This is a genomic window from Enterobacter sp. JJBC (assembly GCF_036936505.1).
Classification (GTDB): Bacteria; Pseudomonadota; Gammaproteobacteria; order Enterobacterales; family Enterobacteriaceae; genus Enterobacter; species Enterobacter hormaechei_C.
In genome coordinates, this window is record NZ_CP136935.1 from 752,670 (window position 1) to 777,058 (window position 24,389).

At 54.2% G+C, this 24,389-nt stretch carries 27 protein-coding genes and 3 tRNA genes; 12 read left to right on the top strand and 18 right to left on the bottom strand.

Annotated features, from left to right (window positions below; all coding sequences use genetic code 11):
* Positions 1-78: 78 nt before the first annotated feature.
* From RY075_RS03640 to RY075_RS03680, 9 genes are all read right to left on the bottom strand, one after another.
* A complete protein-coding gene (locus RY075_RS03640) occupies positions 79-588 on the bottom strand; it encodes a GNAT family N-acetyltransferase (RefSeq protein WP_003856587.1) in 510 nt (169 codons plus the stop codon).
* Positions 588-2,879 carry a phosphatidylglycerol--membrane-oligosaccharide glycerophosphotransferase gene (opgB, locus tag RY075_RS03645; protein ID WP_045331747.1) on the bottom strand — a complete coding sequence of 764 codons (2,292 nt, stop codon included), beginning with the start codon at positions 2,877-2,879 and terminating at the stop codon, positions 588-590. Before opgB ends, RY075_RS03640 begins: the two co-directional genes overlap by 1 nt.
* 271 nt (positions 2,880-3,150) lie before the next feature.
* The gene (locus tag RY075_RS03650; protein WP_199129214.1) at positions 3,151-3,633 is read right to left on the bottom strand and encodes a DUF2501 domain-containing protein; all 483 of its coding nucleotides are present in this window, start codon (positions 3,631-3,633) and stop codon (positions 3,151-3,153) included.
* Between the two features lie 84 nt (positions 3,634-3,717).
* Complete coding sequence (dnaC, locus tag RY075_RS03655) at positions 3,718-4,455, bottom strand: DNA replication protein DnaC (protein ID WP_003856580.1); 738 nt, start codon at positions 4,453-4,455, stop codon at positions 3,718-3,720.
* On the bottom strand, positions 4,452-4,997 hold the full coding sequence (gene dnaT / locus RY075_RS03660) for a primosomal protein DnaT (protein ID WP_003856579.1): 546 nt from the start codon (positions 4,995-4,997) through the stop codon (positions 4,452-4,454). Before dnaT ends, dnaC begins: the two co-directional genes overlap by 4 nt.
* A 124-nt stretch (positions 4,998-5,121) precedes the next feature.
* Positions 5,122-5,550 (bottom strand): organic hydroperoxide resistance protein, encoded by a 429-nt coding sequence (locus tag RY075_RS03665; protein ID WP_003856578.1) that lies wholly within the window; start codon positions 5,548-5,550, stop codon positions 5,122-5,124.
* Between the two features lie 84 nt (positions 5,551-5,634).
* Positions 5,635-6,087, bottom strand: a complete 453-nt coding sequence (locus tag RY075_RS03670) for a MarR family transcriptional regulator (RefSeq protein WP_032608457.1) — start codon at positions 6,085-6,087, stop codon at positions 5,635-5,637.
* A 44-nt stretch (positions 6,088-6,131) separates the two neighbouring features.
* Entirely contained in the window at positions 6,132-6,605 is a 474-nt protein-coding gene (locus RY075_RS03675) for a threonine/serine exporter (RefSeq protein WP_003856576.1), read from the bottom strand.
* Positions 6,596-7,372, bottom strand: coding sequence for a threonine/serine exporter ThrE family protein (locus RY075_RS03680; protein WP_022650357.1), 777 nt, complete (start codon positions 7,370-7,372; stop codon positions 6,596-6,598). The genes RY075_RS03675 and RY075_RS03680 overlap by 10 nt, the downstream gene beginning before the upstream one ends.
* Positions 7,373-7,762: 390 nt before the next feature.
* Between RY075_RS03680 and RY075_RS03685 the strand changes: the two genes are divergently transcribed.
* Positions 7,763-8,500, top strand: coding sequence for a response regulator transcription factor (locus RY075_RS03685; protein WP_003856574.1), 738 nt, complete (start codon positions 7,763-7,765; stop codon positions 8,498-8,500).
* Complete coding sequence (gene bglJ / locus RY075_RS03690) at positions 8,497-9,129, top strand: DNA-binding transcriptional activator BglJ (protein WP_003856573.1); 633 nt, start codon at positions 8,497-8,499, stop codon at positions 9,127-9,129. Before RY075_RS03685 ends, bglJ begins: the two co-directional genes overlap by 4 nt.
* A 37-nt stretch (positions 9,130-9,166) precedes the next feature.
* On the opposite strand, the gene RY075_RS03695 is transcribed toward bglJ, so the two are convergent.
* Positions 9,167-9,625 carry a YbaK/EbsC family protein gene (locus RY075_RS03695; RefSeq protein ID WP_003856572.1) on the bottom strand — a complete coding sequence of 153 codons (459 nt, stop codon included), beginning with the start codon at positions 9,623-9,625 and terminating at the stop codon, positions 9,167-9,169.
* A 328-nt stretch (positions 9,626-9,953) separates the two neighbouring features.
* On the opposite strand from RY075_RS03695, the gene RY075_RS03700 reads away from it, so the two are divergent.
* On the top strand, positions 9,954-11,300 hold the full coding sequence (locus RY075_RS03700) for a PTS cellobiose transporter subunit IIC (RefSeq protein WP_003856571.1): 1,347 nt from the start codon (positions 9,954-9,956) through the stop codon (positions 11,298-11,300).
* Between the two features lie 77 nt (positions 11,301-11,377).
* Here the strand turns inward: RY075_RS03700 and fhuF are convergent, their stop codons facing one another.
* Both fhuF and RY075_RS03710 read right to left on the bottom strand, forming a co-directional pair.
* Complete coding sequence (gene fhuF / locus RY075_RS03705) at positions 11,378-12,166, bottom strand: siderophore-iron reductase FhuF (RefSeq protein ID WP_338628175.1); 789 nt, start codon at positions 12,164-12,166, stop codon at positions 11,378-11,380.
* 95 nt (positions 12,167-12,261) lie between these two features.
* Positions 12,262-13,326: a GGDEF domain-containing protein gene (locus RY075_RS03710; protein WP_338628176.1), complete on the bottom strand. Its 1,065-nt coding sequence runs from the start codon at positions 13,324-13,326 to the stop codon at positions 12,262-12,264.
* 216 nt (positions 13,327-13,542) lie between these two features.
* Here RY075_RS03710 and RY075_RS03715 point away from each other — a divergent pair, with 216 nt between their 5' ends.
* Positions 13,543-13,812, top strand: coding sequence for a DUF1435 domain-containing protein (locus RY075_RS03715; RefSeq protein WP_026080652.1), 270 nt, complete (start codon positions 13,543-13,545; stop codon positions 13,810-13,812).
* A gap of 42 nt (positions 13,813-13,854) precedes the next feature.
* Here the strand turns inward: RY075_RS03715 and RY075_RS03720 are convergent.
* The 4 genes from RY075_RS03720 to rsmC form a co-directional block, all read right to left on the bottom strand.
* Positions 13,855-13,941 (bottom strand) — tRNA-Leu (locus RY075_RS03720).
* Positions 13,942-13,973: 32 nt separating this feature from the next.
* Positions 13,974-14,059 (bottom strand) — tRNA-Leu (locus tag RY075_RS03725).
* Positions 14,060-14,087: 28 nt separating this feature from the next.
* Positions 14,088-14,174 (bottom strand) — tRNA-Leu (locus RY075_RS03730).
* A 145-nt stretch (positions 14,175-14,319) separates the two neighbouring features.
* Positions 14,320-15,348 (bottom strand): 16S rRNA (guanine(1207)-N(2))-methyltransferase RsmC, encoded by a 1,029-nt coding sequence (gene rsmC, locus RY075_RS03735; protein WP_023315349.1) that lies wholly within the window; start codon positions 15,346-15,348, stop codon positions 14,320-14,322.
* 102 nt (positions 15,349-15,450) lie between these two features.
* Here rsmC and RY075_RS03740 point away from each other — a divergent pair, with 102 nt between their 5' ends.
* From RY075_RS03740 to RY075_RS03775, 8 genes are all read left to right on the top strand, one after another.
* Positions 15,451-15,864 carry a DNA polymerase III subunit psi gene (locus tag RY075_RS03740; RefSeq protein WP_003856566.1) on the top strand — a complete coding sequence of 138 codons (414 nt, stop codon included), beginning with the start codon at positions 15,451-15,453 and terminating at the stop codon, positions 15,862-15,864.
* Positions 15,833-16,276, top strand: a complete 444-nt coding sequence (gene rimI, locus RY075_RS03745; protein ID WP_045331757.1) for a ribosomal protein S18-alanine N-acetyltransferase — start codon at positions 15,833-15,835, stop codon at positions 16,274-16,276. The genes RY075_RS03740 and rimI overlap by 32 nt, the downstream gene beginning before the upstream one ends.
* A 19-nt stretch (positions 16,277-16,295) precedes the next feature.
* The gene (yjjG, locus tag RY075_RS03750) at positions 16,296-16,973 is read left to right on the top strand and encodes a pyrimidine 5'-nucleotidase (protein ID WP_003856564.1); all 678 of its coding nucleotides are present in this window, start codon (positions 16,296-16,298) and stop codon (positions 16,971-16,973) included.
* A gap of 92 nt (positions 16,974-17,065) precedes the next feature.
* Positions 17,066-18,655 (top strand): peptide chain release factor 3, encoded by a 1,590-nt coding sequence (gene prfC, locus RY075_RS03755; protein WP_003856562.1) that lies wholly within the window; start codon positions 17,066-17,068, stop codon positions 18,653-18,655.
* Positions 18,656-18,959: 304 nt separating this feature from the next.
* Positions 18,960-19,577 (top strand): molecular chaperone OsmY, encoded by a 618-nt coding sequence (gene osmY, locus RY075_RS03760; protein ID WP_003856559.1) that lies wholly within the window; start codon positions 18,960-18,962, stop codon positions 19,575-19,577.
* 125 nt (positions 19,578-19,702) lie between these two features.
* Complete coding sequence (locus RY075_RS03765) at positions 19,703-19,864, top strand: DUF1328 domain-containing protein (RefSeq protein ID WP_003856556.1); 162 nt, start codon at positions 19,703-19,705, stop codon at positions 19,862-19,864.
* A 122-nt stretch (positions 19,865-19,986) separates the two neighbouring features.
* Positions 19,987-21,039: a patatin family protein gene (locus RY075_RS03770; protein ID WP_003856550.1), complete on the top strand. Its 1,053-nt coding sequence runs from the start codon at positions 19,987-19,989 to the stop codon at positions 21,037-21,039.
* Complete coding sequence (locus RY075_RS03775) at positions 21,036-21,818, top strand: TatD family hydrolase (protein ID WP_338628180.1); 783 nt, start codon at positions 21,036-21,038, stop codon at positions 21,816-21,818. Before RY075_RS03770 ends, RY075_RS03775 begins: the two co-directional genes overlap by 4 nt.
* Here RY075_RS03775 and RY075_RS03780 read toward each other — a convergent pair.
* Together RY075_RS03780 and RY075_RS03785 are read right to left on the bottom strand one after the other, a co-directional pair.
* Positions 21,813-22,673 carry a YjjW family glycine radical enzyme activase gene (locus RY075_RS03780; protein WP_023324124.1) on the bottom strand — a complete coding sequence of 287 codons (861 nt, stop codon included), beginning with the start codon at positions 22,671-22,673 and terminating at the stop codon, positions 21,813-21,815. The two genes, RY075_RS03775 and RY075_RS03780, sit on opposite strands and share 6 nt — an antisense overlap.
* On the bottom strand, positions 22,648-24,183 hold the full coding sequence (locus RY075_RS03785) for a YjjI family glycine radical enzyme (protein ID WP_232967449.1): 1,536 nt from the start codon (positions 24,181-24,183) through the stop codon (positions 22,648-22,650). Before RY075_RS03785 ends, RY075_RS03780 begins: the two co-directional genes overlap by 26 nt.
* Positions 24,184-24,389 lie beyond the last annotated feature (206 nt).

Genomic DNA, 24,389 nt, shown 5'->3' on the forward strand with positions numbered 1-24,389 from the left:
CCGGGTGGCGGCTGCGCCTTACCCGGCCTGCGGAAATGGGTTTTGTAGGCCCGGTAAGCGCAACGCCACCGGGCGATCTTACAGAGGCAGGCGCATGGCGCAGCGGGAACCATACGCTAAACCGTGCGCCGTCTCTTCCTCGCGTTTCTGGCGCAGTTCCGGCGTCAGCGTCGTCAGCATTTCAAACCCTAATCGCCTGTAGAAGGGCGCATTCCACGGGACATCACGAAACGTCGTTAACGTCAGCGAGTTCAGCCCCAGACTGCGGGCATGCGCGACGGCACGGGCGATTAACTGGCGTCCGAGACCTCGTCCCTGCCAGTCCAGGTGAACCGACAGTTCCACAATAAACAGCGACGATGGATGAGCTTCGGCGAGAATAAAGCCCACAGGCCTGTCGTCAGCCAGCGCCAGCCAGCTTAATCCGCGTCCGGCGTAACCGAGGTGATCTTCAACACAAATAACCTCATTGTCTGCCAGCCAGGCCAGCTCAGGAACGTCGCGAAACCGCTGCCCCGCCGCACGTTCGATGGCGGGCAGGGCAGCGACGTCGTCGATGCGCGTCGGGCGAAGGGTGAACGCCGTCATCAGCCAGCGCTGCTCACAATTTTAATCTCCACCATGCCGATCCCCAGCTTGCGCGGAGCGTGACCGAGAATATTCCCTTCGTTAGTGGACTGCGGATCGGGCGGCACAATGACCAGCGTATTGCTGCGCGTTGGGTTATCGAAGTGCAGCGTGCTGGTGGTGACATCATTGCTCAGCGTCAGCGTCTGTTCTTTATCGCCGACGCGCACCGGTATAGGACGGTTTGCGTTGGGACCAAATGCCCTGGCGGTGATCACCAGATCGAATTTCTCCGGCAGCGGATGGGTATATTCAATTTTCACCTCATCGCCTAACTGGGCGTTAGACCAGCGCCCCCATGATTCCGGCCGCGAAATACCGCTGAACTGCTTCACCTCTTCCGGCGCGCCGGCAACATTAAAGATGAAGCTGTCTGCTTTATAACGAATGTCGTTGTCGACGATTTTCAGCAGGTCTACGTTGCGCTGATAGCGTGCGGTATCAATAACCGTATCTTTAAACGCGGTTTTTCCCTGCCACTGCGGTTTGTCAACGTGTTGCACGGCCTGCTCGCCGCCGAGTTGCCCCTGAGAGACGCACCAGTCGGTGGACAGCGACAGCTGTTGCGACCAGAGCTGGCCCATTTTGTAGCATTTGTCGACCCAGACGAAATTATCGCGCGGGGCGAATTCCGCCAGCTGGAAGCGCAGTGGCGCGGAGTATTCGCTTTCCGGCAGCGGCTCGACGCGGTTATCCGACACGCGCAGCAGCAGTGGCAGGCGGAAATGGCTGCCGGAGAACGCGATCATTTTTTTATCTTGATCGATGGTGAAGTCTTTTATCTCTTTCGGGAAGTTCCACAGACGAATGATATCCGGCTTCCAGGCGAGGATTTTTTCCTTCATGTTGAGGAAGATTTCCGACAGGGACTGGCCCGACAGCGTACTGCGACCCAGTCCAATGAAGTTATCGCCACCCAGAATATCCAGCACGGTAGCGCCGTTATCCATCGAGTTACGTTTAGCGGCAATGATCTCCTGCTGCGGTTTATCGCCGCGCAGCACAAAGAACAGGTTGCTGCGATCCAGCTTATTCAGCTCATCCCAGGCGCTGTTTTTCATCGCCAGATGGTCAGATGAGACGACGATGACCGTATTTTTGAAATACGGCGACGCTTTGATTTTCTCGATTAACGCCGCGATATGCTCCTGGCTACAGGTCACGGCGCTGAACGACTTGTTGTTTTTACCGTCAATGTCGTAGCCCTGACGTTTACAGGTGCGTGAGACAAAACCATCCGGATGATGCGTGTCGACGGTCAACGCAAACAGCGAGAAGCGTTTACCGGCGCGGGAAAGCTCCTCGAATTTCTTCCAGGTTTCATCCAGAACGGTATCGTCGTAAAAGCCCCAGTCGTTGCGGTAGGCCGGATCGGCCACCGTGGTTTTCAGCTCTTCGGAACCATACAAGTGATCGAAACCGTGGGATTTCAGGAACACATCTTTCCCGGCAAAGCGCAGGTTAGCGCCCTGCATAAAGTAGTTTTCATAGCCCGAGTTTTTCAGGATATCGCCGAGGCAAATGTTCTGCGGGAAGAAGCTCGACATCGAGGCGGAGGCGTTGCCTTCAAACGGAGCGAACAGCGGAATGCCGCACTGGGAGGCCACCATCCCGGCGATGGTGTAATCCGTGCCAGGGAGCTGCATGGTGTGGCTGAAGTCGAGGCCCTGGTTTTTCAGCGCGCCAAGCTCTGGCGTCAGGTTCGGGAAAGCATCGTTATCAAAATAGGTGCGCTCCAGACTTTCGCCGTAGATATAGACCAGGTTGAGTCTGGGATTGTCGATCTTCTTCGAGGGTTCTTTGTAATAGGCCGCAAAGTCCGGGTCGCCATCGCGCGACTGGGATTTTACCAGCTCGGTAATTTGATGGAATGCGGGGCTGGCATCCACGGAGGCCAGCGCCAGGCACAGCGCCAGCAGGCTGTAGCCATGATGATGCGGACGGTGACGGCGACGGCGCAGAACCCAGGCCAGCGCGGCGAAGATGCCCACCAGGGCGACCACCAGCCCCAGACCCGGAAGGATATACTTACCTACACCAGCGCCGGTCAGGCTGTTGGTCAACGTGTAGAGCACCGCGTCGTTAATACCGTCGCCGGTAAAATAATCGCTGGCATATAACGTAATGTTTAAAACAATAAAAATGCCGAGCACCACCAGGGTGGCCACAAACCACCAGGTGTGACGACCGGCTTTCCAGGCATAAACGCCGATGGAAGCCAGGAAAAGGACAAGGGATATTAACTCTGACAACAGCAGATCCTCATCATGCCGGACGCTTAGCCGGCTAATTGCTTATTTTTTGGGTAATACAATGTAATTGCGATGTCGCTTAGCTGCAATTTTAGTGTCACGAAAGTGTGCTGTTGTTAGGATTTGGTTTATAAAATCGGATTTTTGAATATAGTCGCATCGTGGTATACGGAGGCTGAGGTGGTGGCAGGGGATAAAAAAACGCACTTCACGCCGCGGTGTAAGACTAACGTAATAAACCCGGCGTGTTGTGGCAGAAAATGGGAGACGATCAGGAGAGGAAATTAACGCCTTGTTTCAGCACCAGATCGCAGGCTTTCGTTTTCACCTGTTTCGCCAGAGATGAATTTCCAAGGGTGCTGAGGTTCAGCTGCTGGCCATTTTGCGCGTTCAGCAGGCCCTGAATACCGTCCATATAGTTGGTGTCCGCTTTCTGCTCCTGGGTGTCCAGACCCAGTTTACCCAGCACCTGGTTTTTGATGTTTTCGGTATCGGTGACGGAAGCCAGTTTCTGCTTCGCGCAGTATTCCAGAATGCCCGCCGCATTGTTCATCGTGCTGGCGCTCAGGCTTTGGGAGCTGTTACTCAGCAGGCCGGTGAGGGACGAGGCTGACAGCCCGCCCTGGGACGTGCCGCTCTCTTTGGTTAACTCACTTGCTGCGCTGGAGAGCGACTCCTGCCATGATGCGGCCTGCGCTGCGCCAGTCACCAGCAGGGTGCCAGTAAGGATGCTGATAAGAAACTGTTTTTTCATAATGATTTACTCAACAAGGTCCGTTTTGGGCCAGAAGTGGGTTCAGTATATACCTCTGCTCTTCCGGCGCTCCCTGGAAATATCTTAATACTCTTTGCCGGTGACGCGGCTGCGATAGCTGTCCCAGTCGAAGATGACGTACAGGCTGTTACCCAGCTTCATGCGATCCATCACCCGCTCGCCAAGAAGTCGGGTCATCTCGTCGATATTGTGGTTCGTCAGCATACCGGTTGGGCGTTTTGACGACGAACGGCGATCGACAATCTGGTTGATGATCACTTTTTCGTAGCGGGACTCCGTCTGGACGCCGATCTCGTCGATGACCAGCAAATCCACGTTACTTAAATCATTCAGCAGCTGTTCTTCGCTGGTTTCGCGGTTGCTGAAGGTGTCCTTCATGGCGGACATAATATCGGCCACGGTGATAATCAGCACTGACTTCCCGCGCAGCAGCAGCTCGTTGCAGATAGCGGCCGCAAGGTGATTTTTCCCCGTGCCGGGTTTTCCGCTAAAGATGAAACTGGCAATGTTGCCGTCAAATTCATCCACATACTGGCGCGCCTGGTTGAGGGCGTTCATCTGCCCCTGCGACTCGACCTTATAATTCTCGAAGGAGCAGTTCTGGTGCAGAGGGCGAATGCCAGAGCGGTTAAAGGTGCGCTGCATTTTCATCGCGCGGTTTTCGCGGGCGAGGGCAGCCGCGCGAATTTTACCCTGCTCTTTTTGCCACGCCAGCAGCTCTTCACCGGTGGTGAAGGCGGGCTTCACGTTGGCGGGCATCATCTTCTGCAAACGTTTCATCAGGTCGCCGACGTTTTTCATTTCGCACCTCGGAATCCATCAGGGATTTTTTTGTCCGGTTCTGAAAAGGCATTGATATCACGTTTTGGCTGGCCATTGTTGCTGGCGCGGTTGATTTGCAGACTGCGCGCGAACTTTTGCTGCCACTGAACATGGTGGAAGACTTTTCCTTCAGCCTGCCAGTAAGCGGTAAAGGCCGCCAGCTCTTCTGGCGTCGCGGGCTGCGCGAGGGCTATTCCCCATAAGGCCGCCTGCCGCTGAAAATCGGCGTCCGGCTGCCAACCGGCGTACATGGGAAATTTCCCCATTGGAACGGCCACCGGAGCGCTGGCGGGTTCGTCAAAAAACTGATTATCCAGCATGACATCGCTCGCCGGGCGCGACAGCTTCGCTTCAATTTCCAGAAGCTGCGCCAGACGTTCCGGCGTGACCGCATAAAACGCCGGGGCGTTGTCGGCAAATACCGCGAGCGTGCCGCCTTCGGCGTGCGTCAACACACCGCGAGGATCGCGCATAAAGGCATCAATGCCAGCAATGCTGGTGGTCAGGATTCTGGAGGACATAACACTTTCTCAACTGATTACTACGGGCGTGATTGAGGGTTATGGTAGCACAGAGGGAGGAGAGGAAAGGAGAGGATTTCCCCGGCGGCGTTACGCTTACCGGGGCTAAAATCACAGGAGCTGATTACGCGATGATGTTCAGCGTCACGTCGATATTGCCGCGCGTCGCGTTAGAGTACGGACAGACGATATGCGCCGCATCCACCAGTTTTTTGGCTTCCGCTGCGTCCATCCCTTCAACGTGGATGTTCAGCTTCGCTTCGATACCAAAACCGGTTGGCAGCGGGCCAATCCCCACTTCGCCTTCAATAAAGGCATCTTTTGGCAGAGCGAATTTGTCGCGTGCCGCAACGAACTTCATTGCGCCCAGGAAGCAGGCGGAGTAGCCCGCAGCGAACAGCTGTTCAGGGTTGGTTACTTCACCCCCCATGCCACCCATCTCTTTGGGGACACCCAGTTTGACATCCAGAACGCCATCGGAAGACGTTGCGCGGCCATCACGGCCTCCGGTTGCTTTGGCTTTGGCAGTGTAAACAACTTTTTCTAAAGACATGGCAGGTTCCTCATCTTACGTTTATATGCACTATTAAATAGTGCGCGATGTATTAAGTTAAAATCAGGCGCGTAAAGTATAGCCTTACGCGCGATGAAGCTGTTGGCGCAAAAGTTCGAGCTGGTGCTTGAGCGCCAGCATGGTGTCGGTATCACACTGCGCTGCACAGCCCACGGCGTGGGGTATCGTCACGGCCTGCTGTTGCAGCGCCCGACCCGCGTCGCTCAGGGTGACGGCGACCTGACGCTCATCCTGACGGGAACGCTGGCGGAAGATTAATCCTGCACTTTCCAGGCGTTTCAGCAGGGGCGTCAGCGTGGCGGAATCCAGGAACAGCCGCTCGCCAATGTCTGATACCGTAATATCATCCTGCTCCCACAGCACCAGCATCACCAGGTATTGCGGGTAGGTCAGGTTAAGCGGCGCCAGCAGTTGCCGGTAGAGCTTGTTAAGCGCCAGATTTGCCGAATAGAGGGCAAAACAGAGCTGGTTATCCAGCAGAAGCGCGTTAGTGGTGTCGTTCATTTTTGCATCCATGAAATGAATATAGATAGTGCACGATACAATTGCAAGCTATTTTATTATACGCGTGGACGTTTGCGGTAAAGCCATAAGCCGGGGATCGACAGGCCGATGGAGAGCGCGCCCACAATCGACGAGGCTTTAAGGAAGTTGCTCAGAAGCAGGATCATCTGCGGTTCGCTGTAGCCAAAGTGGCTGATTTTGACGGCGGAAATCATCGCCGTATAGGCTGAAATACCCGGGAACATAGGAATGACTGCCGCCACGGTGAACACCTTCGGATGCGCCAGATACCAGCGGGACCACTGAATACCGATGCTGCCGACCAGCATGGAGGCGATAAACGTCGACCATTCGATATTAAAGCCCGCGGTCATCATGATCATACGTGAGCCGTGGCCAATGGCACCCAGCAGCGCACACCAGGGTAATGCACGCTGCGGGACGTTAAACACCATCGCAAAGCCAACGGCGGGAAGGGCTGCCAGGAGCATGTCCTGCGCCAGTGCGAGCAGAAAATCGATCACGCCCATCCGCGTAACCCCCAGAGTGTCATGGCCATTACCACCCCGATACAGGTCGCCAGCGTCAGCAGGCTGGCTATCGCCCAGCGCGCCAGACCGGTGTTGATGTGGCCTTTGAACATATCAGCGACGGCATTGATTAAGGGAAAACCCGGCACCAGCAGCAATACGCTGGCGGCCATCGCAACAGTAGGCGTGCTGGCGAAGTAAGGCTGGCGCAAAAGCAGGCCGGATACGGTTGTCGCCACAAATGCCGTGATGCAGAAGTTAATTTGCGGATGCAGTTGCCTGTGCGTCAACAACTGGCGGACATACATCGCGATGCTGCTGGCAAAGAAGGTCACGACAGCGCCGTCCCAGCCGCCCGCGTTGAGCTTGCAGAAGCAGGCGCAGGAGAGTCCCACCATCAGCACAACCAGCCAGCGTGGATACCGGAGAGGTTTGATCTGGTTGAAGCGTTTCTCTATTTCCCGCAGATCGAGCAGCCTGTGTTCAGCAAGGATCACAATGTGCTGCACTTCCGTCACGACGTGCATGTTAATGCCGCGGTCATGATTTTTACGAGTGGAGGTGAGGCACTGTCCGTCTTTAATGGTGGTCAGTACAATGGCATTTGACGAGATGGAGCTCTCAACGCTGTCCATCCCCAGCGCCAGACCAAGGCGTGTGGAAAGTTCTTCGACGAGGGCGCTTTCTGCCCCGTGTTGTAAAAGAAAAAGTCCGCACTGAATACATAGCCGCGTGGTAGCACGTTGCGTAGACCGATTTGCCTGCATGAAACGCCCTGAAGAGAAGAGAGATTGCTTACTTTTAACACAAAGGGCAGGGCCCTTTGCGCTGGGCCAGATCAACATTTGTGCGATCAGTTGCGTGTCCAGCATGGCGAAGAGGCCGTATCTTTATTTATTTAATGAATATGTGACGAGAATTTATAAAAAAAATATATTAAGTATTTCTAATTTCATATTTTCGATCTTTTCACACAACCAGAATTAAATTCTTGTAGTCTTTATGCGATATTAAGACTGTATTGGGCGTTTCATAACCCATGTGACATTTCTTCTGATTTACGAATATTAAGCCGTTTTGTACTAAGGAATACAAACGTGTTTAACCTCGTAGGGTTAGTTCGTTCTTAAATAATGAATTCATGACATGGAGGGTCTATGTTGCCATTGAATGGTAAACACGGAGTTGTGATTAGCAGAGTGCCGGTTATGCAAAATGGGTTAGGTGGCGTCATGTCGCGTCATTTTCCCGATTTTGAGATAACGTACTGCCGTTCGATGCAGGAGTTGACGCTACTTCAGTTGCGTCGCGCCGGGGTCGTTATTGCCGATATTTCGGGTGAGTATCGTAATCCTCGCGGCACGCTTGAGCAGTATTATGGATTAATGAATCAGTATCGGGATATTCACTGGATATTCCTTGTCTCGCGTCCTCTTTATCCGCTTGCAGTAGAGCTTCTTATGCGTCCGGAAAGCACGCTGCTTTCAGATATGGAGCCTATTGAAGGCGTCATTAACGCTATTCGCGCGGGCAGTGAACGTGCCGAGCGAATAAGCCAGACGTTATTAATACCGGAAACGCCCGATATTGAAGAGGAGAGTGAGCAAATGATTGCACTCACTCACTCTGAACGCAAGGTGTTGCGTTTACTCGGTAAAGGTTGGGGAATCAACCAAATTGCCACACTACTGAATAAAAGTAATAAAACGATCAGCGCACAGAAAAACAGTGCAATGCGTCGCTTATCACTTCGCAGTAATGCCGATATGTACGCGTGGATAAGCAGTACCCAGGGAATGCGAGAACTCAGTTTAATGTCGGCTTATGGAGAGTTTGAGGAATGGAAAAGACCACTGCAACAAGACATATCGCCGTCATCGAAAGCTGCTCAATGAGCGCTGTGGGGCTGAAGCATCTCTTTGCGATGCCCAGCCTGAGCCATTACCAGGTGCACCTGTTTAGCAGATTCGCCAGCTTTAAAGCGGCGCTCTCGGATATCTCATTCTATGCGGTTATCTATTCACTGTCTGATGAGCGTGAGGAGCGGAGAAACTGTCTTGCCTGTTTACGGGATCTCACCTTCACCCACAGCGACGTCCAGCGTATTGTGCTGGCCTCTGACGAAATGGAGGCGAGGCTGGTCAGCCATCTTTCGCCTTCTCGCTTGCATGGAATCATCAGTAAATCGGTTCCGCTAAAGCAGCTAATGGAGGGCCTGAAGACATTACTCAGCGAAACGCATCAGGTGAACGACAACATGTACAATCACTGGTGTGTTAGCAATCGTATGTTAAGCCCAACCGAGAGGGCGATTCTGCGTTATATGTCATCGGGTTTTTCGATCCCTGAAATTGCAGCACAGCTTGAACGCAATATTAAAACTATCCGGGCGCATAAGTTTAACGCCATGGTAAAGCTGGGCGTCAATTCTGACGTGGGATTACTGGATGCGGCGGATATCCTGGCGCATCTCCCTGCCCGGGAAGTTCGTCGTTCCGCTCTCACCGTTCCTTCATTCTCTTAGCGTTAAATGATGCGCCAGAGTGCTTCTGGCGCATCGTTCAAATGCACACATCTACCCATTTTGCTGCGGTCAGTTCCGCCATTCTGTCGGGCGATATACGCACCGCACTGTGGATGGCGCCCGCTGCGGGTAACACTTCCGCGTATTGTTTTAATGTGATGTCACAGTAAACAGAAAGCGGGTTTTCCAGTCCGAAAGGGCAGACGCCGCCAACAGGATGACCTGTCAGGGTGACTACCTCATCGCTGCTGAGCATGCGGGCTTTTGCGCCGAATGTCTCTTTAAGCTTTTTGTTATCCAGACGCGCATCGCCTTTTGCAACCACCAGAATCACGTCATTTTTAATTTTTAGTGACAGCGTTTTGGCAATTTGGCCGGGTTCAACGTTGTGCGCGGCAGCAGCAAGGGCAACAGTCGCTGTGCTTTGGTTAAGCTCAATGATCTCTATATCCGGAGCGTGTTCGGCAAAAAACTGTTGTACAGACTGCAAACTCATTGATTCCTCCTGACAAATATCCTGCGTAATCTGTCATAAGAATTTAGTCGCTGTAAATATCCCTTAAGTAACAAATATCCGTCAGGGGCGATTTCTGGATCGCCTTCACATTCACAGAAACCGGTTACAGTAACCGGTTGCAGAGCGTGATGCAGAGATTAATACTGAGTGTGTAACTTCCCCTGTATCTAATAATAAGAGCTAATTATGAAACCATTCCGTTTGAGCAGTACCGCAGGTACACGATCCGGCAAGGTTGTGACGCTGATGTATGGAACAACGTGTGACGTGAGAACGTCCGAAACGAACGTATGACAGGAGATCTGCTATGTCTGCCAACCATGCTGCATTTAATCTGATTTTCCGCTTCGTTGAAAATTATGTTAGCCCTATTGCCGGGCGCATCTCTTCCCAGCGTCACGTTATGGCTATTCGTGACGGGTTTATCTCAGCGATGCCGTTTATGATTGTGGGCTCGTTTCTGTTAGTGTTCGCTTACCCACCTTTTTCGCCTGATACCACCTGGGGTTTTGCTCGCGCCTGGCTGGATATGGCGAAGCAGTTTGAAGGCCAAATTCTGACGCCGTTTGATATGACAATGGGGGTGATGTCCCTTTATATCTGTGCGGCTATTGCCTACAACCTGGGCAAACATTACGTTAAAACCCATCAGCTGGATCCGTTCATGTGCGCGATGCTGTCGCTGATGGCGTTCCTGCTGGTCGCCGCCCCTAAAACCAAAGGCGCTTTGCCGGTCGATAGCCTGGGAGGGACCGGTATTTTCACCGCGATTCTGGTGGCGATCTATTGCGTTGAGATGATGCGTTTCCTGAAAGCACACAATATCGGGATCCGCCTGCCAGACCAGGTTCCGCCGATGATCAAAAACTCGTTTGATCTGCTGATCCCGGTGCTGGTGGTGGTGCTGACGCTCTATCCGCTGAGTCTGCTGATCCAGTCGCAGTTCGGTATGCTGATCCCACAGGCCATCATGTCGATATTCAAACCGCTGGTCTCTGCGGCTGACTCGCTGCCTGCGATCCTGCTGGCGGTGCTGATTGGCCACCTGCTGTGGTTTGCCGGGATCCACGGCGCGGCGATTGTCTCCGGGATGCTGCAAATGTTCTGGCTGACGAACCTGGGGGCGAACCAGACCGCGCTGGCGGCAAGCCAGCCTTTGCCACACATCTTTATGGAAGCCTTCTGGACGTTCTTTATCGTTATCGGCGGATCGGGGGCGACGATGGGTCTGGTGTTCTGCTATCTGCGTAGCCGCTCCGCGCACCTGCGCTCTATTGGACGTCTGAGCGTGGTGCCAAGCATTTTCAATATCAATGAGCCGGTGATTTTCGGTACGCCGATTGTGATGAACCCGGTGTTCTTTATTCCTTTCCTGCTGGCGCCGATGGTTAATGCCGTGCTGGCATGGGCAGCGATGAAGTTTGATCTGATTGGCCGCGTAATTTCCGTCGTGCCGTGGACGGCACCGGCTCCGGTTGGTGCCGCCTGGGCGCTGGGCTGGGATTTCCGTGCAGCCATTCTGGTGCTGGTTTTGGCCTGCGTTTCCGCCATTATCTATTTCCCGTTCTTCAAGGTGTACGAGAAACAGTTGCTTCAGCAGGAAGCGGAAGAAGCACAGCGTAATGGAGAAGAGGAAAATCAGCAGGTCGCTTAGGTAAAAGCAAAACGGCAACGCAGGTTGCCGTTTTTAGTGTTTGTTCTCTCTCACTGCGGGTATCAGGCCGGGCCAGACTACTTAAGCGTGCAATCGCCGCACTGCTGGACGTCCGGCAGACGGTAGCGCTGACAGCAGGTACGACGTACCAGAAGTCCCTCACGCGGAACCACGGTGCGGTAAAGAGGGTTATCCCGTCCATCCGACAGCTGTCTGGCAAAGAAACAGCTCTGACGCAGTGCATCCACTTTCTCGTCGCCGAGCAGCGGCTTCATTTCCGTTAAATACCAGTGGATAAGATACCCGGTATTACTCCAGATCAGTTTGCCGTTAATCTCTCCCGTCGCTTCCAGCGCATCAATGACCGGAACCAGCGCTCTTGTAATCAGCCGTTCCATACGCGCCTGCGCTGACAGGTGTCTCGCGCTCGGATCTTTATGTACATCAATCCAGAAACAGGCAGCGCGCCCGGTTTCATGAAATTCAACATGAAAATGTTCCGACGAGAGATCGAGCATCGTTTCCTGGGTCAGCAGGGCTAGCATGACAGGCGGCACCATCAGCCCGATATACCACTGTGCCCAGAGGGATAACAGCGGTTTATTTTCCCGCGTCAGGGTAGGTTGGTTACGATAAATATGGTCGGAATAGGTTGCCAGCAGCGACCGCAGCTCGGCAGGACGTTGCCACTCAGTCAGCGTCAGCGCATGATGCGGCGGTGCTTCATCCAGTTTGATGAAATCCAGCAGATGGGCGCGCGTTACGGCAATTTTTTCCCGAATGGCATCCGCAAGCGTCGTTTCCCCGGCGGAGAGTGGAGCTCGCCAGAGCAGGGGCTCAACGATGTGTGCGGTACGAGTCGCCATAGTGTGGATTACAAATCTAAATGATAATGATTGCCAATCCTAACTATAGATAAAACCAAGCGCAAGCGTTTTATCCTGGCGCTGTGAAGGCGGTTTCAGGCAGTATGAAGCTCTTCGCTCAGCAGAATGCTGTTACGTCCCATATGCTTGGCTTCATAGAGGGCTTTATCCGCATTCGCCAGCGCGCCCTCAACGTCTTCACCTTCGAACATGGCGATGCCGATGCTGATGGTCACGTTAGTGGCGACGCTTTCGTTAAACATATGGGGGATTTTAAGATCGTAAACCTTCTGACGTATGCGTTCAGCCGTCTGGCGCGCTTGCTCCAGCGGGATGTTACTCAACAGCACCATAAATTCTTCCCCGCCAAACCGGGCGACAACATCGCGTGAGCGCACGGCGTCGCGTATCGCAGCCGAGACCCTGATCAAGGCCTGATCGCCCATCATATGGCCGTAATGGTCGTTGTAGGCTTTGAAGTGGTCGATATCCATCAGCAGCACGAAGTGCTCGCCAGCGTCAGGCCTGGGAAGGTTCTCCAGCCGGCTTTGCAGCCCGCGACGGTTATACAGGCCGGTGAGCGGGTCCATCATGCTAAGATCGGTCAGGGTTTCGCGCTCCTCCAGCAGTTCGGAAAGCAGCTCCTGGGCGAAACGGTCATTGCGCCGCTGAAGAACATGATGGATACCAATGGCGACCACCGGCAGCGCGAAAAAATAGGCCATTCTCAGCCAGTTTTCGGACGGGCTAAGCCACAGGCAGGATATAAATGCGGGAAATGAATGTAACGTAAAGGCTTTAATATTACTCGCGAACGCCAGAGACCCTATAAAAAGCACTGTTAATAGCGCCATCATTAAATAGGTCGCGTGATCGTGCGTGATTAACAGAAATTTAGAGACGATCTGCCAGGCCCATAAAAGACCAAAAATAGCTGAAACAACAGGGATATTTATTTTTCGCGTGCTGTTTTTCCAGTGCCAGATAAGTAAGCCTGTGCTGATAGTCAGTACGGCAAAGAGCGGGACTGATAACACACGCACGGAATAGAGAGGATTTGTTACCGAGAACAATGCTGATGCGGCGTTCAGAAATAAAAACAAACGTAAAGATAGCTGATATTTCTTGTTGACTAAAGACAGCCAGGATTGTGATGTCATATGCGTGCGTTTTTATTAAAACTCAATTAAAACAATGAGCAAGGTGTTGTTGTGTAATATTGGTCGCTACAAAATTGAATTTTTATTATCAGAAAAACTTTATCGGAAGTTAACAGGTGGGCAATTTATCACCTTACACATTCTCTGTCATTATGGGAAAGCAATTGCTGGCGCAATTTCTTACGTCGCCTGCTGACAAGTGATAATTACTATCATATGATACTGGTTATCATTATCAGTGCGAGAGGTGAAACCATGTTGAGCAAAGCGCTGGGAAGTGGGTGGGGAATATTACTGCCTGGTTCCATTATCGGTGGGCTGATGTTTGCCGATCTCCCCATTGATGTCTGGAAAGCAATGATTGTTTCAGGCTTGCTGGTGACATCCGCGATGATCTGGCACAAACAGTTACGGCATTATGTCCTGCTGCCTTCATGCGTGGCGCTAATCAGTGGACTGCTGGTGATTCTGATGAGTTTGAAATAAAAGAGAAAAATAAGAGGGACTGCTGAGAGGATGTAAGATAATTGGTGCGAGGGGGGGGACTTGAACCCCCACGTCCGTAAGGACACTAACACCTGAAGCTAGCGCGTCTACCAATTCCGCCACCTTCGCACAGTCATCTTACTGGTTTGATATCGCCTCGTTGGTGCGAGGGGGGGGACTCGAACCCCCACATCCTAAGGACACTAACACCTGAAGCTAGCGCGTCTACCAATTCCGCCACCTTCGCCCAGTGCGAGCAATATCAACGTGATTTATGGTGCGAGGGGGGGGACTTGAACCCCCACGTCCGTAAGGACACTAACACCTGAAGCTAGCGCGTCTACCAATTCCGCCACCTTCGCATACCATCGACACTGTAAAAGTATCGTAACCACGGAGGCGCATTCTAGATGTTTTCAGCTTTACGTCAACAGAAAATTGCGCACGTTGTTTTGATTGCTGCAAAATTGGGCGATGGCAGCGTCAGCCATCGCCGGACCGGGGGGGTTACTTTTTCGCCTGGCGCGTCATCACGGTGCGATAGACCTTAAAGCGACCCGTCTGGGCGATCACTTCGTGGAAGCCAAAGGTTTCATCCAGTACTTTCGGGTATGCGAGGAAGGCGTTCGCCACAATACGCAGCTCACCGCCGCTGTTGAGGTGACGGGTTGCGCCACGGATCAGCGTTTGCGCCGCTTCAAGGCTGGTCTCCATTCCGTCGTGGAACGGCGGGTTAGAGATGATCATGTCAAAGCGACCGGTCACGTCGGAGAAGACGTTGCTGGCAATCACGTCGCCTTGAATGCCATTCGCAGCAAGCGTGGCGCGGCTGGCTTCTACCGCCGGAGCGCTCACGTCACACAGGGTTAAACGCACTTTTGGTGAGTGACTGGCGAGAACCGTTGACAGCACGCCCGCGCCACAGCCGACGTCCAGCACTTTGCCCTTGGTATGAGGCGTCAGGGTGGACAGCAGCAGCTTACTGCCCGTATCGAGCGCATCACGGCTGAACACGCCCGGCAGGGTTTTAATGGTCAGGCCGTCAAGCTGGTACTCGTCCCAGAAGGCGTCGGCATCGAAGGTGGTCTGTTTTTCCAGACGACCATGGTACAGGCCGCAGCGACGGGCGCTGTCGATTTTCGTCAGCGGCGCCCAGGCTTCGAGCATCTGCTCTGCGCTACGCACCCCGCTGCGGTTTTCACCGACAACAAAAATATCGCAGCCGACCGGCAGCAGAGAAAGCAGGTTCATCAGCTGGAACTGGGCTTCCGGTTTGTTTTTCGGCCAGTAGTAAATGAGCGTATCGCAGTCAGCAATATCGCTCTGCTCCGCCGCCAGGCTAAAGCGCGCGCGCTCGCCCATCTGGCGGCTCAGCACCTGCCAGTGGTGATAGTACTGGGTGTGGGCACGGCTTTCAGCACAGTCGAAACGTGCGGGCAGGTCATCCTGCATATCTCCGGCAAACAGAATACGGCTCTCTTCGAAATCATCACTGTGACGCAGCAAGACTTCACTTGCCGGGGTAAATGCAGACATGAATTGTTCCTCAATAAACTCAGGCGGGGATTATAGTAGGTAGATGGCGCAGTTTCGACACATTTGCTATATTTGCGCGCCTGAGAGACAGGAGTTTTCGCTATGACATCCCGACGAGACTGGCAGTTGCAGCAACTGGGCATCACCCAGTGGGCTTTGCGTCGCCCGACGGCGTTGCGGGGCGAAATAGCCATCTCCATCCCTGCGCATGTCCGCCTGGTGATGGTGGCAGAAGCGCCGCCTGCCCTGAACGAGCCCCTGATTGAGGATGTCCTTCGCAGCCTGAAGGTGACCCACGATCAGGTATTACAGCTGGCGCCCGAAAGCGTCGCGATGCTTCCCTCTGACAGCCGCTGTAACAGCTGGCGAATCGGGGCGGTGGATGAGCTACCCCTTGAAGGAAGCCAGATCAGTTCTCCAGCGCTGGACGAACTGAAAGCCAACCCAAAAGCGCGTAGCGCGCTATGGCAACAAATTTGCGAATATGAACACGATTTCTTCCCTCACGACGGCTGACCTGACCCCCGCGTTCGCGATTGAAACCCGCGCCCATGCCTTTCCGTGGAGCGAAAAGACGTTTGCCAGCAATCAGGGCGAACGCTATTTAAATCTCCGCCTGGACGTTGACGGTGCGATGGCTGCGTTCGCCATCACGCAGGTCGTTCTGGACGAGGCGACGCTGTTTAATATCGCGGTCGATCCCGCATACCAGCGCCGCGGGCTGGGCAGGGAACTGCTTGAGCACCTCATTCGTGAGCTGGAAACCCGTGACGTTTTCACCCTGTGGCTGGAGGTGCGCGCGTCCAATGTCGCCGCCATCGCGCTCTATGAAAGCTTAGGCTTCAACGAGGCGACTATCCGCCGTAACTACTACCCCACCGCAGAGGGACGTGAAGACGCCATTATCATGGCTCTGCCGATTGGATAACGAAAATAAGGTTGTAACGATGAAATGGGACTGGATTTTCTTTGATGCCGACGAAACGCTGTTTACGTTTGACTCGTTCGGCGGCCTACAGCGGATGTTTCTCGACTATAGCGTGACGTTCACCGCGGAAGATTTTCAGGACTATCAGGCGGTGAACAAACCGCTGTGGGTGGATTACCAGAACGGAGCCATCACCGCGTTACAGCTTCAGCATCAGCGTTTTGACGTGTGGGCTGAACGGTTAAACGTGAGTCCTGGGGTGCTGAACGAGGCCTTCCTGAATGCGATGGCGGATATCTGCGCGCCGCTGCCCGGCGCCGTTTCTTTGCTGGATTCGCTGAAAGGGAAGGTGAAGCTTGGGATCATTACCAACGGCTTTACCGCGCTTCAGCAGATTCGCCTTGAACGCACCGGCCTGCGCGATCATTTCGACGCGCTGGTGATCTCCGAAGAGGTGGGCGTACCGAAGCCGGATCCGCGTATTTTCGATTATGCGTTGGCGCAAGCGGGCAATCCTGACCGCGATCGCGTGCTGATGGTGGGGGATACGGCAGAATCTGATATTCTGGGAGGTATGAGATCGGGCCTGTCGACCGTCTGGCTGAATGCGCATGGCCGCATGCTGCCGGAAGGCATCGAGCCGACCTGGACCGTTACGTCATTGAACGAACTGGAGCAGCTCCTGTGTAAACAATGATTGCCTGCCCCCTGTTGATGGGTAAAATAGCCGCATTTTTCGTATTCCATGATGCGCGGCCTGCTGCCGCGCTTACCTAAGAAGAATTGATTATGACGTTGTCTCCTTATCTGCAAGAGGTGGCCAAACGCCGCACTTTTGCCATTATCTCGCACCCGGATGCCGGTAAAACGACCATCACCGAGAAGGTGTTGCTGTTCGGACAGGCGATCCAGACCGCGGGTACCGTTAAAGGCCGTGGCTCCAGCCAGCATGCTAAATCCGACTGGATGGAGATGGAAAAGCAGCGTGGTATTTCGATTACCACCTCCGTGATGCAGTTCCCGTATCACGACTGTCTGGTGAACCTGCTGGACACCCCGGGGCACGAAGACTTCTCCGAAGATACCTACCGTACCCTGACGGCGGTGGACTGCTGCCTGATGGTGATCGACGCCGCGAAAGGTGTTGAAGATCGTACCCGCAAGCTGATGGAAGTCACCCGTCTGCGCGATACGCCGATCCTCACCTTTATGAACAAACTCGACCGTGACATCCGTGATCCGATGGAGCTGATGGATGAAGTGGAAAACGAGCTGAAGATTGCCTGCGCGCCAATCACCTGGCCGATTGGCTGCGGCAAGCTGTTCAAAGGGGTTTACCACCTCTATAAAGACGAAACCTACCTGTACCAGACCGGTAAGGGTCACACCATTCAGGAAGTGCGCATCGTGAAAGGTCTGGACAACCCGGATCTGGACGCAGCGGTCGGTGAAGAGCTGGCCGCGCAGCTGCGCGATGAGCTGGAGCTGGTTAAAGGCGCGTCGCACGAGTTCGACCGAGAGCTGTTCCTGAGCGGTGAAATTACCCCGGTCTTCTTCGGTACCGCCCTCGGCAACTTCGGCGTTGACCATATGCTCGACGGTCTGGTGGAGTGGGCCCCGCAGCCAATGCCGCGTAAAACCGACACCCGCGAAGTAGAAGCAAAGGAAGAGAAGTTCTCCGGCTTCGTCTTTAAAATTCAGGCCAACATGGACCCGAAACACCGCGACCGCGTTGCCTTTATGCGCGTGGTCTCCGGTAAGTACGAGAAGGGCATGAAGCTGCGTCAGGTCCGTATCGGTAAAGACGTGGTGATCTCCGACGCGCTGACCTTCATGGCGGGCGACCGTTCGCATGTAGAAGAAGCCTATCCGGGTGACATCATTGGTTTACACAACCACGGTACCATTCAGATTGGCGATACCTTCACGCAGGGCGAGATGATGAAGTTCACCGGTATCCCGAACTTCGCGCCGGAACTGTTCCGCCGCATTCGCCTGCGCGATCCGCTGAAGCAGAAGCAACTGCTGAAAGGCCTGGTCCAGCTTTCCGAAGAGGGGGCTGTACAGGTGTTCCGCCCTATTGCTAACAACGATCTGATCGTGGGCGCGGTGGGTGTGCTCCAGTTTGACGTGGTGGTTGCCCGTCTTAAGAGCGAGTACAACGTGGAAGCGATTTACGAATCGGTGAACGTGGCGACCGCCCGCTGGGTTGAATGTTCAGACGTGAAGAAATTCGAAGAATTTAAACGTAAGAACGAAGTTCAGCTGGCGCTGGACGGTGGCGATAACCTGACCTATATCGCCCCGACCATGGTTAACCTGAACCTGACGCAGGAACGTTATCCTGATGTTCAGTTCCGCAAAACGCGCGAGCATTAATTCCCTCTCAGAGCACGGCAGCCGCCGTGCTCTTCTTTAATTCCTGTGTTATTAAACCCTTGCGGAATGTTCTTAATTCACCGCAATTTTTCGCTATTCGTTCGTTTTTTCCCCAATTCTGAATGCACCCCTCTGATTGTGATCTATATTTAACTCAGTGTTTAGCACCGGGCGTGGATGAATTAACTGTTCAATGCATGTCCATTGGTTCTCCATTTTGCCCCGGTGTTAATTCGCAATATATAAAACCAAGATTTAGGGAAGTATGTCGCCCAAATAACGGGCAAAACACAGGAATAAATCGATGAATATGACAAGACTGAAGATTTCTAAAACTCTGCTGGCTGTAACGTTGGGTAGTGTCCTGGTAAGCGGTTCTGCTCTGGCGGAATCCAGCACCATGGATAAAGCGCAAAGTTCCGCCAATACCGCAGGGGAAAAAATCGATAGCTCTATGAATAAAGTCGGTAATTTCATGGATGACAGCTCAATCACAGCAAAAGTGAAAGCCGCATTGGTGGATCACGACTCCATTAAGAGCACCGATATTTCTGTTAAAACCGACAACAAGGTTGTCACCCTGAGCGGTTTCGTTGAAAGCCAGACCCAGGCTGAAGAAGCCGTTAAAGTGGCGAAAGGTGTTGAGGGCGTAAGCTCCGTCAGCGACAAACTGCACGTACGTGACAGCAAAGAATCGTCCGTGAAGGGCTATGCCGGAGATGCAGCAACTACCAGCGAAATCAAAGCTAAACTGTTAGCTGACGACATCGTGCCATCCCGTATGGTGAAAGTTGAAACCACCGATGGTGTGGTCCAGCTGTCCGGTACGGTTGAGAATCAGGCACAGAGCGATCGTGCCGAGTCAATTGCGAAAGCTATTGATGGTGTGAAAAGCGTCAAAAACGATCTGAAAACGAAGTAAAGCAGTACCATTCGCCCGTAAGGCTTAAAACCGCGGGCGAAATAAAAACGATTCTGGAAAAGCCGGTGAGTGACCTGAGCGCTCACGTTTAGCGGCCGACATTAACTATGGTAAAGGAGAGGCTTATGTTTCGTTGGGGCATTATATTTCTGGTTATCGCGTTAATTGCCGCCGCATTGGGCTTTGGTGGACTGGCGGGTACCGCGGCATGGGCAGCGAAAATTGTCTTCGTCGTCGGTATTATTCTGTTCCTGGTCAGCCTGTTTACGGGTCGACGTCGCCCGTAGCAAACGCAATATTTACTAAACAAACTCAAGCCAGTCCTCGTGACTGGCTTTTTCTCGTTTGAGAACCACCGGTGAAGTGCGTTACTGTGTCTCATCACAATAATGAAAACAGGAAGGCAGAGGTGGGGCAACGAATTCCCGTTACGCTCGGCAATATTGCGCCGCTGACGTTAAAACCGTTTCATGCAGGCCAGCTTGCGCTGGTCTGTGAAGGGGGCGGGCAGCGCGGTATTTTTACCGCCGGCGTGCTCGACGAATTTATGCGCGCGCAATTCAACCCGTTCGATCTCTATTTCGGTACCTCTGCCGGGGCGCAGAACCTCTCCGCCTATGTCTGCAACCAGCCCGGCTATGCGCGCAAAGTGATTATGCGCTATACCACCTCGAAAGAATTCTTCAATCCGGTACGCTTCGTGCGCGGCGGGAACCTGATCGATCTCGACTGGTTACTGGATGCCACCTCCAGCCAGATGCCGCTGGCCATGGATACCGCGTCACGACTGTTCGATACCGGCAAAGAGTTCTGGATGTGCGCCAGCCGTGGCGATGACTATTCGCCGGGTTACTTTTCGCCGCAGAAAGAGAACTGGCTGGATATCATCCGCGCGTCCAGCGCGATCCCGGGATTCTACCGCACCGGCGCGTTGCTGGAGGGGATAAGCTATCTTGACGGTGGTATCAGCGACGCGGTGCCGGTACAGGAGGCGGCGCGGCGCGGGGCAAAAACCATTGTGGTGATCCGTACGGTGCCTTCGCAGATGTATTACACCCCACAGTGGTTTAAGCGGATGGAACGCTGGCTGGGCGACAGCAGCCTGCAACCGCTGGTGAATATTGCGAAGCAGCATGAAACCACCTACGGCGCGATGCAGCGTTTTATTGAAAAACCACCGGGCAAGCTGCGCATCTTTGAAATTTATCCGCCGAAGCCGCTGTTGAGCATGGCGCTGGGCAGTCGGCTGCCTGCGTTGCGTATGGATTACAAAACGGGGCGGCTGTGCGGGCGTTACTTCCTGGCGACCGTCGGGAAAATGCTGGCCGAGCAACCGCCTCTTCATCGGCATAAAAGCATCATTTTGCCGCCTGCCGTTGTGGCCAATGACGCGGTGGCGATGCCGCTGGTGGACGCGCCGCAGGCCAACGATGGCTTACTCGATAACGAGGATCTGGCATGACGCACTGCTTTATCGATACCCATTGCCACTTTGATTTCCCGCCGTTTAGCGGGGAGGAAACATCCAGTCTTGCGCGTGCGGCTGAGGCCGGTGTGAGAGCCATTATTGTGCCCGCTATTGAAGCGGCGAGATTCGACAAAGTTCTGGCGCTTGCCCGGGGGCACTATGCGCTGTATGCCGCGTTGGGTTTGCATCCGATCGTTATTGAGCACCATCTTGATGACCATCTCGACAGGCTGAATGCCACGCTGCAAAACGCGGATATGAAGCTGGTTGCCATCGGTGAGATCGGCCTCGATCTCTATCGTGAAGATCCGCAGTTTGAACGCCAGCAGACGATTCTGGACGCGCAGCTCCGGTTGGCAAAGCGCCACGATCTGCCGGTGATCCTCCACTCCAGACGTACCCATGACAAACTGGCGATGCACCTGAAGCGCATCGACGTGCCGCGCAGGGGCGTGGTCCATGGTTTCGCTGGAAGCCTTCAGCAGGCGCAGCGTTTTATCGAGCTGGGCTATAAAATTGGCGTCGGTGGCACCATTACCTATCCGCGTGCCAGCAAAACCCGTGATGTGATGGCACAGCTCCCGCTGACCTCGCTCCTGCTGGAAACGGATGCGCCTGACATGCCGCTGAATGGTTTTCAGGGCCAGCCTAACCGTCCGGAGCAGGCGGCGCGCGTTTTTGATGTGCTGTGTGAGTTGCGTCAGGAGCCTGAAGATGTGATTGCCAGCGCGCTGCTGGAAAATACCCGAGCGGTCTTCGGCATCACGCTATAGATAAAGGGCCGGGCGGATCACCGTGATCTGCTGCCGTTCCAGGGCCTGCGCCAGCGGCTCGATGTCCTCCGGCGTGGCGCTCCGCCATCTCGCCGCCTCCCCGTAAACCCCATGGGCATGAAACGCGTTGATCCGCACCGGAACGTTCCCCAACGTGTGGATAAAAGCGGTCAGCGATGGCAGATGTTGCAGATAATCACACCGATCGGGGATCACCAGCAGGCGCAGCTCCGTCAGGCGATGACGATCGGCCAGCCAGCGGATGCTCTGCTTGATCAGCGTGTTTTCGCGCCCGGTCAGAAAACGGTGATGTTCATTGCCCCAGGCTTTCAGATCCACCATCGCGCCGTCAAACACCGGAAACAGCTTTTGCCAGCCGGTTTCGCTTAACAGGCCGTTGCTGTCCACCAGGCACGTCAGATGGCGCAGGGACGGATCGGCTTTGATCGCGGTGAAAAGCGCAACCAAAAACGGCAGCTGCGTGGTGGCCTCACCCCCGCTGACGGTCACGCCCTCAATAAACGGCGCGGACGTGAGCACCCGGGAGAGGATCTCCTCGACGCTATAGCGCTGCGCCATCGGCGTCGCCTGCTGCTGACACAGGTGCAGACAGGTGTCGCACTGCTGACAGTGACTCTCCTGCCACCAGACGCGCCCGGCCTGAATCGTCAGCGCATCATGCGGACAGTGGGGTACACAGTCGCCGCAGTCGTTGCAGCGCCCTATCGTCCACGGGTTGTGGCAGGTTTTGCAGCGCAGGTTACAGCCCTGGAGGAACAACGCCAGGCGGCTGCCCGGCCCGTCCACGCAGGAGAAGGGTATGACCTGACTAACTAAAGCGCATCTGCTGTTCATGACTTATCACGCGCGGCTGACGTTCCAGAATACGGGTATTGCGCGCGGCCTCCTCGCCGAGCCAGGTGGTGTTGGTGCGCGAGCCGGCCTCCCGGTATTTCTCCAGATCGGAGAGCCGCACCATATAGCCGGTAACGCGCACGAGATCGTTACCCGCAACGTTGGCGGTAAACTCGCGCATACCGGCGTTGAACGCCCCCAGGCACAGCTGCACCACAGCCTGAGGATTGCGTTTAACCGTTTCCTCCAGGGTGAGAATATCGCTGATCCCGGAAGCGTAGTGTTTATGGTGCGGTGCCACGGTCAGCAGGTGGCTGACTGGGTCCGGTTCGTCGCCGTAGGGCAGGCGCGCGCCCGGCGTGGTGCCCGAGTCAGAGCTGATCCCCGACTGCGCATGAAGCATCGCGCGCTGCTTCCAGCCGTGTTTCACCGGCGTGTTTTCGACAAACGCCGCAAGCTGTTCACTGATGCGGTAGCCCAGCGCATTGGCCTGTTCGTTCTTACCGTAACGTCCCGTAATGCCTGCTTTCTGGCACAGCACGTTCACCGCTTCGGCCAGACCGTACATGCCAAACATCGGCACAAAGCGATCGGCATCAATCAGCCCCTCTTTTACCAGGAAGCTATTCTCAAAGAAGCCGGATTGTTCATATAAAAAATCGCAGCGCGCATTAATGATCGCGATTTGTTGCTGGCAGTAGTGGGGAAGGGTACGGGTGAAAAAGTCTTCCGATGAGTGGCTGTGTTCCGCAATCGCTTTCAGGTTTAGGCGCACCAGCGTGCTGCCGCCGCCCGCCAGCGGCAGGGAGTTGTAACAGCTCACCACGCCATAGCGACCTTTTGTGAAAATTTTATCATTCACCGGGCCATTAGAAATATGCGGTTTACTACATTCACAAATGTTTTTCGCCACGCTCAGCAGCAGATCGCCGGGGGTAACATCCGGGTCGTAGATAAAGGTCAGGTTCGGCGCAACCTGCTTAAGTTCGGCATCCGCACGAAGGATTGCTCGGGTGACAGGCGTATCCGCCGGGCCGATATTGGCATGCATAAACGCATCGGGCAGCGTTCTGTCCAGGTAACGCCAGAAACGTTTTATTCGGCTATCGATTTTATCCTGTGTTAGAATTTTAACATAAGGGCTGAGGATTTCATCGAGCTGGCCCAGATAGACCGGCATGGACGTGACGGACGGAACGTGGTGGTAAAGGATAGTGAGCAGCGAGAGGGCATCATCCAGATCTTTCGCCCCTTCCAGCTCCAGCCATTCTGAGCCGTTAGCCAGAAATTTAGCGTAGTCCGGCAGCACGTAGCGCGGTTTGTAAGGCGCATGGCCTTCGAACATGTCGCAGATGAATCCCTCGTCCAGCGCGGCGCGGGCCGCCTCTGACAGAGCGGGATAGGGCAGATTGTTCTCCGCTTCCAGCGCCAGAAAATGACGTTTTTGTTCCGGGGTTAACACCGGGCTGGTCACAATGTGCTGGCAACGTTGTTGCAGGGCGTCGGGCATGTTCACTTCCTTGGTTGTTCTGCGGATAGTGAACGAATTGTAGGAAGCCAGCCTGGTGGCGCTTTTGATCAGAAAGGGGATATCGCCGATTTAGTCAGCAATTAACGCACTAAAATTTGAAGCAGATCTCATTACAGTAATGCAAATTTGCACACAGTTTTCATTAACTGTGATGAATGTCGAAGTGTGGATGCGGGTGAATGTTA

Excerpts from the sequence above, each read along its gene's own strand:
- RY075_RS03785 (WP_232967449.1), bottom strand. The coding sequence starts at position 24,183 with ATGCCCGACGCCCTGCAACAACGTTGCCAGCACATTGTGACCAGCCCG.
- RY075_RS03775 (WP_338628180.1), top strand. The coding sequence starts at position 21,036 with ATGACGCACTGCTTTATCGATACCCATTGCCACTTTGATTTCCCGCCG.
- RY075_RS03685 (WP_003856574.1), top strand. The coding sequence starts at position 7,763 with ATGTTGCCATTGAATGGTAAACACGGAGTTGTGATTAGCAGAGTGCCG.
- RY075_RS03680 (WP_022650357.1), bottom strand. The coding sequence starts at position 7,372 with ATGCAGGCAAATCGGTCTACGCAACGTGCTACCACGCGGCTATGTATT.
- RY075_RS03665 (WP_003856578.1), bottom strand. The coding sequence starts at position 5,550 with ATGTCTTTAGAAAAAGTTGTTTACACTGCCAAAGCCAAAGCAACCGGA.
- RY075_RS03640 (WP_003856587.1), bottom strand. The coding sequence starts at position 588 with ATGACGGCGTTCACCCTTCGCCCGACGCGCATCGACGACGTCGCTGCC.
- RY075_RS03675 (WP_003856576.1), bottom strand. The coding sequence starts at position 6,605 with ATGGGCGTGATCGATTTTCTGCTCGCACTGGCGCAGGACATGCTCCTG.
- dnaT (WP_003856579.1), bottom strand. The coding sequence starts at position 4,997 with ATGTCCTCCAGAATCCTGACCACCAGCATTGCTGGCATTGATGCCTTT.
- RY075_RS03715 (WP_026080652.1), top strand. The coding sequence starts at position 13,543 with ATGATACTGGTTATCATTATCAGTGCGAGAGGTGAAACCATGTTGAGC.
- fhuF (WP_338628175.1), bottom strand. The coding sequence starts at position 12,166 with ATGGCGACTCGTACCGCACACATCGTTGAGCCCCTGCTCTGGCGAGCT.
- rimI (WP_045331757.1), top strand. The coding sequence starts at position 15,833 with ATGAACACGATTTCTTCCCTCACGACGGCTGACCTGACCCCCGCGTTC.
- RY075_RS03700 (WP_003856571.1), top strand. The coding sequence starts at position 9,954 with ATGTCTGCCAACCATGCTGCATTTAATCTGATTTTCCGCTTCGTTGAA.
- yjjG (WP_003856564.1), top strand. The coding sequence starts at position 16,296 with ATGAAATGGGACTGGATTTTCTTTGATGCCGACGAAACGCTGTTTACG.
- dnaC (WP_003856580.1), bottom strand. The coding sequence starts at position 4,455 with ATGAAAAACGTCGGCGACCTGATGAAACGTTTGCAGAAGATGATGCCC.
- rsmC (WP_023315349.1), bottom strand. The coding sequence starts at position 15,348 with ATGTCTGCATTTACCCCGGCAAGTGAAGTCTTGCTGCGTCACAGTGAT.
- bglJ (WP_003856573.1), top strand. The coding sequence starts at position 8,497 with ATGAGCGCTGTGGGGCTGAAGCATCTCTTTGCGATGCCCAGCCTGAGC.
- RY075_RS03650 (WP_199129214.1), bottom strand. The coding sequence starts at position 3,633 with ATGAAAAAACAGTTTCTTATCAGCATCCTTACTGGCACCCTGCTGGTG.
- prfC (WP_003856562.1), top strand. The coding sequence starts at position 17,066 with ATGACGTTGTCTCCTTATCTGCAAGAGGTGGCCAAACGCCGCACTTTT.
- osmY (WP_003856559.1), top strand. The coding sequence starts at position 18,960 with ATGAATATGACAAGACTGAAGATTTCTAAAACTCTGCTGGCTGTAACG.
- RY075_RS03670 (WP_032608457.1), bottom strand. The coding sequence starts at position 6,087 with ATGGATGCAAAAATGAACGACACCACTAACGCGCTTCTGCTGGATAAC.
- RY075_RS03780 (WP_023324124.1), bottom strand. The coding sequence starts at position 22,673 with ATGAACAGCAGATGCGCTTTAGTTAGTCAGGTCATACCCTTCTCCTGC.
- RY075_RS03740 (WP_003856566.1), top strand. The coding sequence starts at position 15,451 with ATGACATCCCGACGAGACTGGCAGTTGCAGCAACTGGGCATCACCCAG.
- RY075_RS03710 (WP_338628176.1), bottom strand. The coding sequence starts at position 13,326 with ATGACATCACAATCCTGGCTGTCTTTAGTCAACAAGAAATATCAGCTA.
- RY075_RS03695 (WP_003856572.1), bottom strand. The coding sequence starts at position 9,625 with ATGAGTTTGCAGTCTGTACAACAGTTTTTTGCCGAACACGCTCCGGAT.
- RY075_RS03765 (WP_003856556.1), top strand. The coding sequence starts at position 19,703 with ATGTTTCGTTGGGGCATTATATTTCTGGTTATCGCGTTAATTGCCGCC.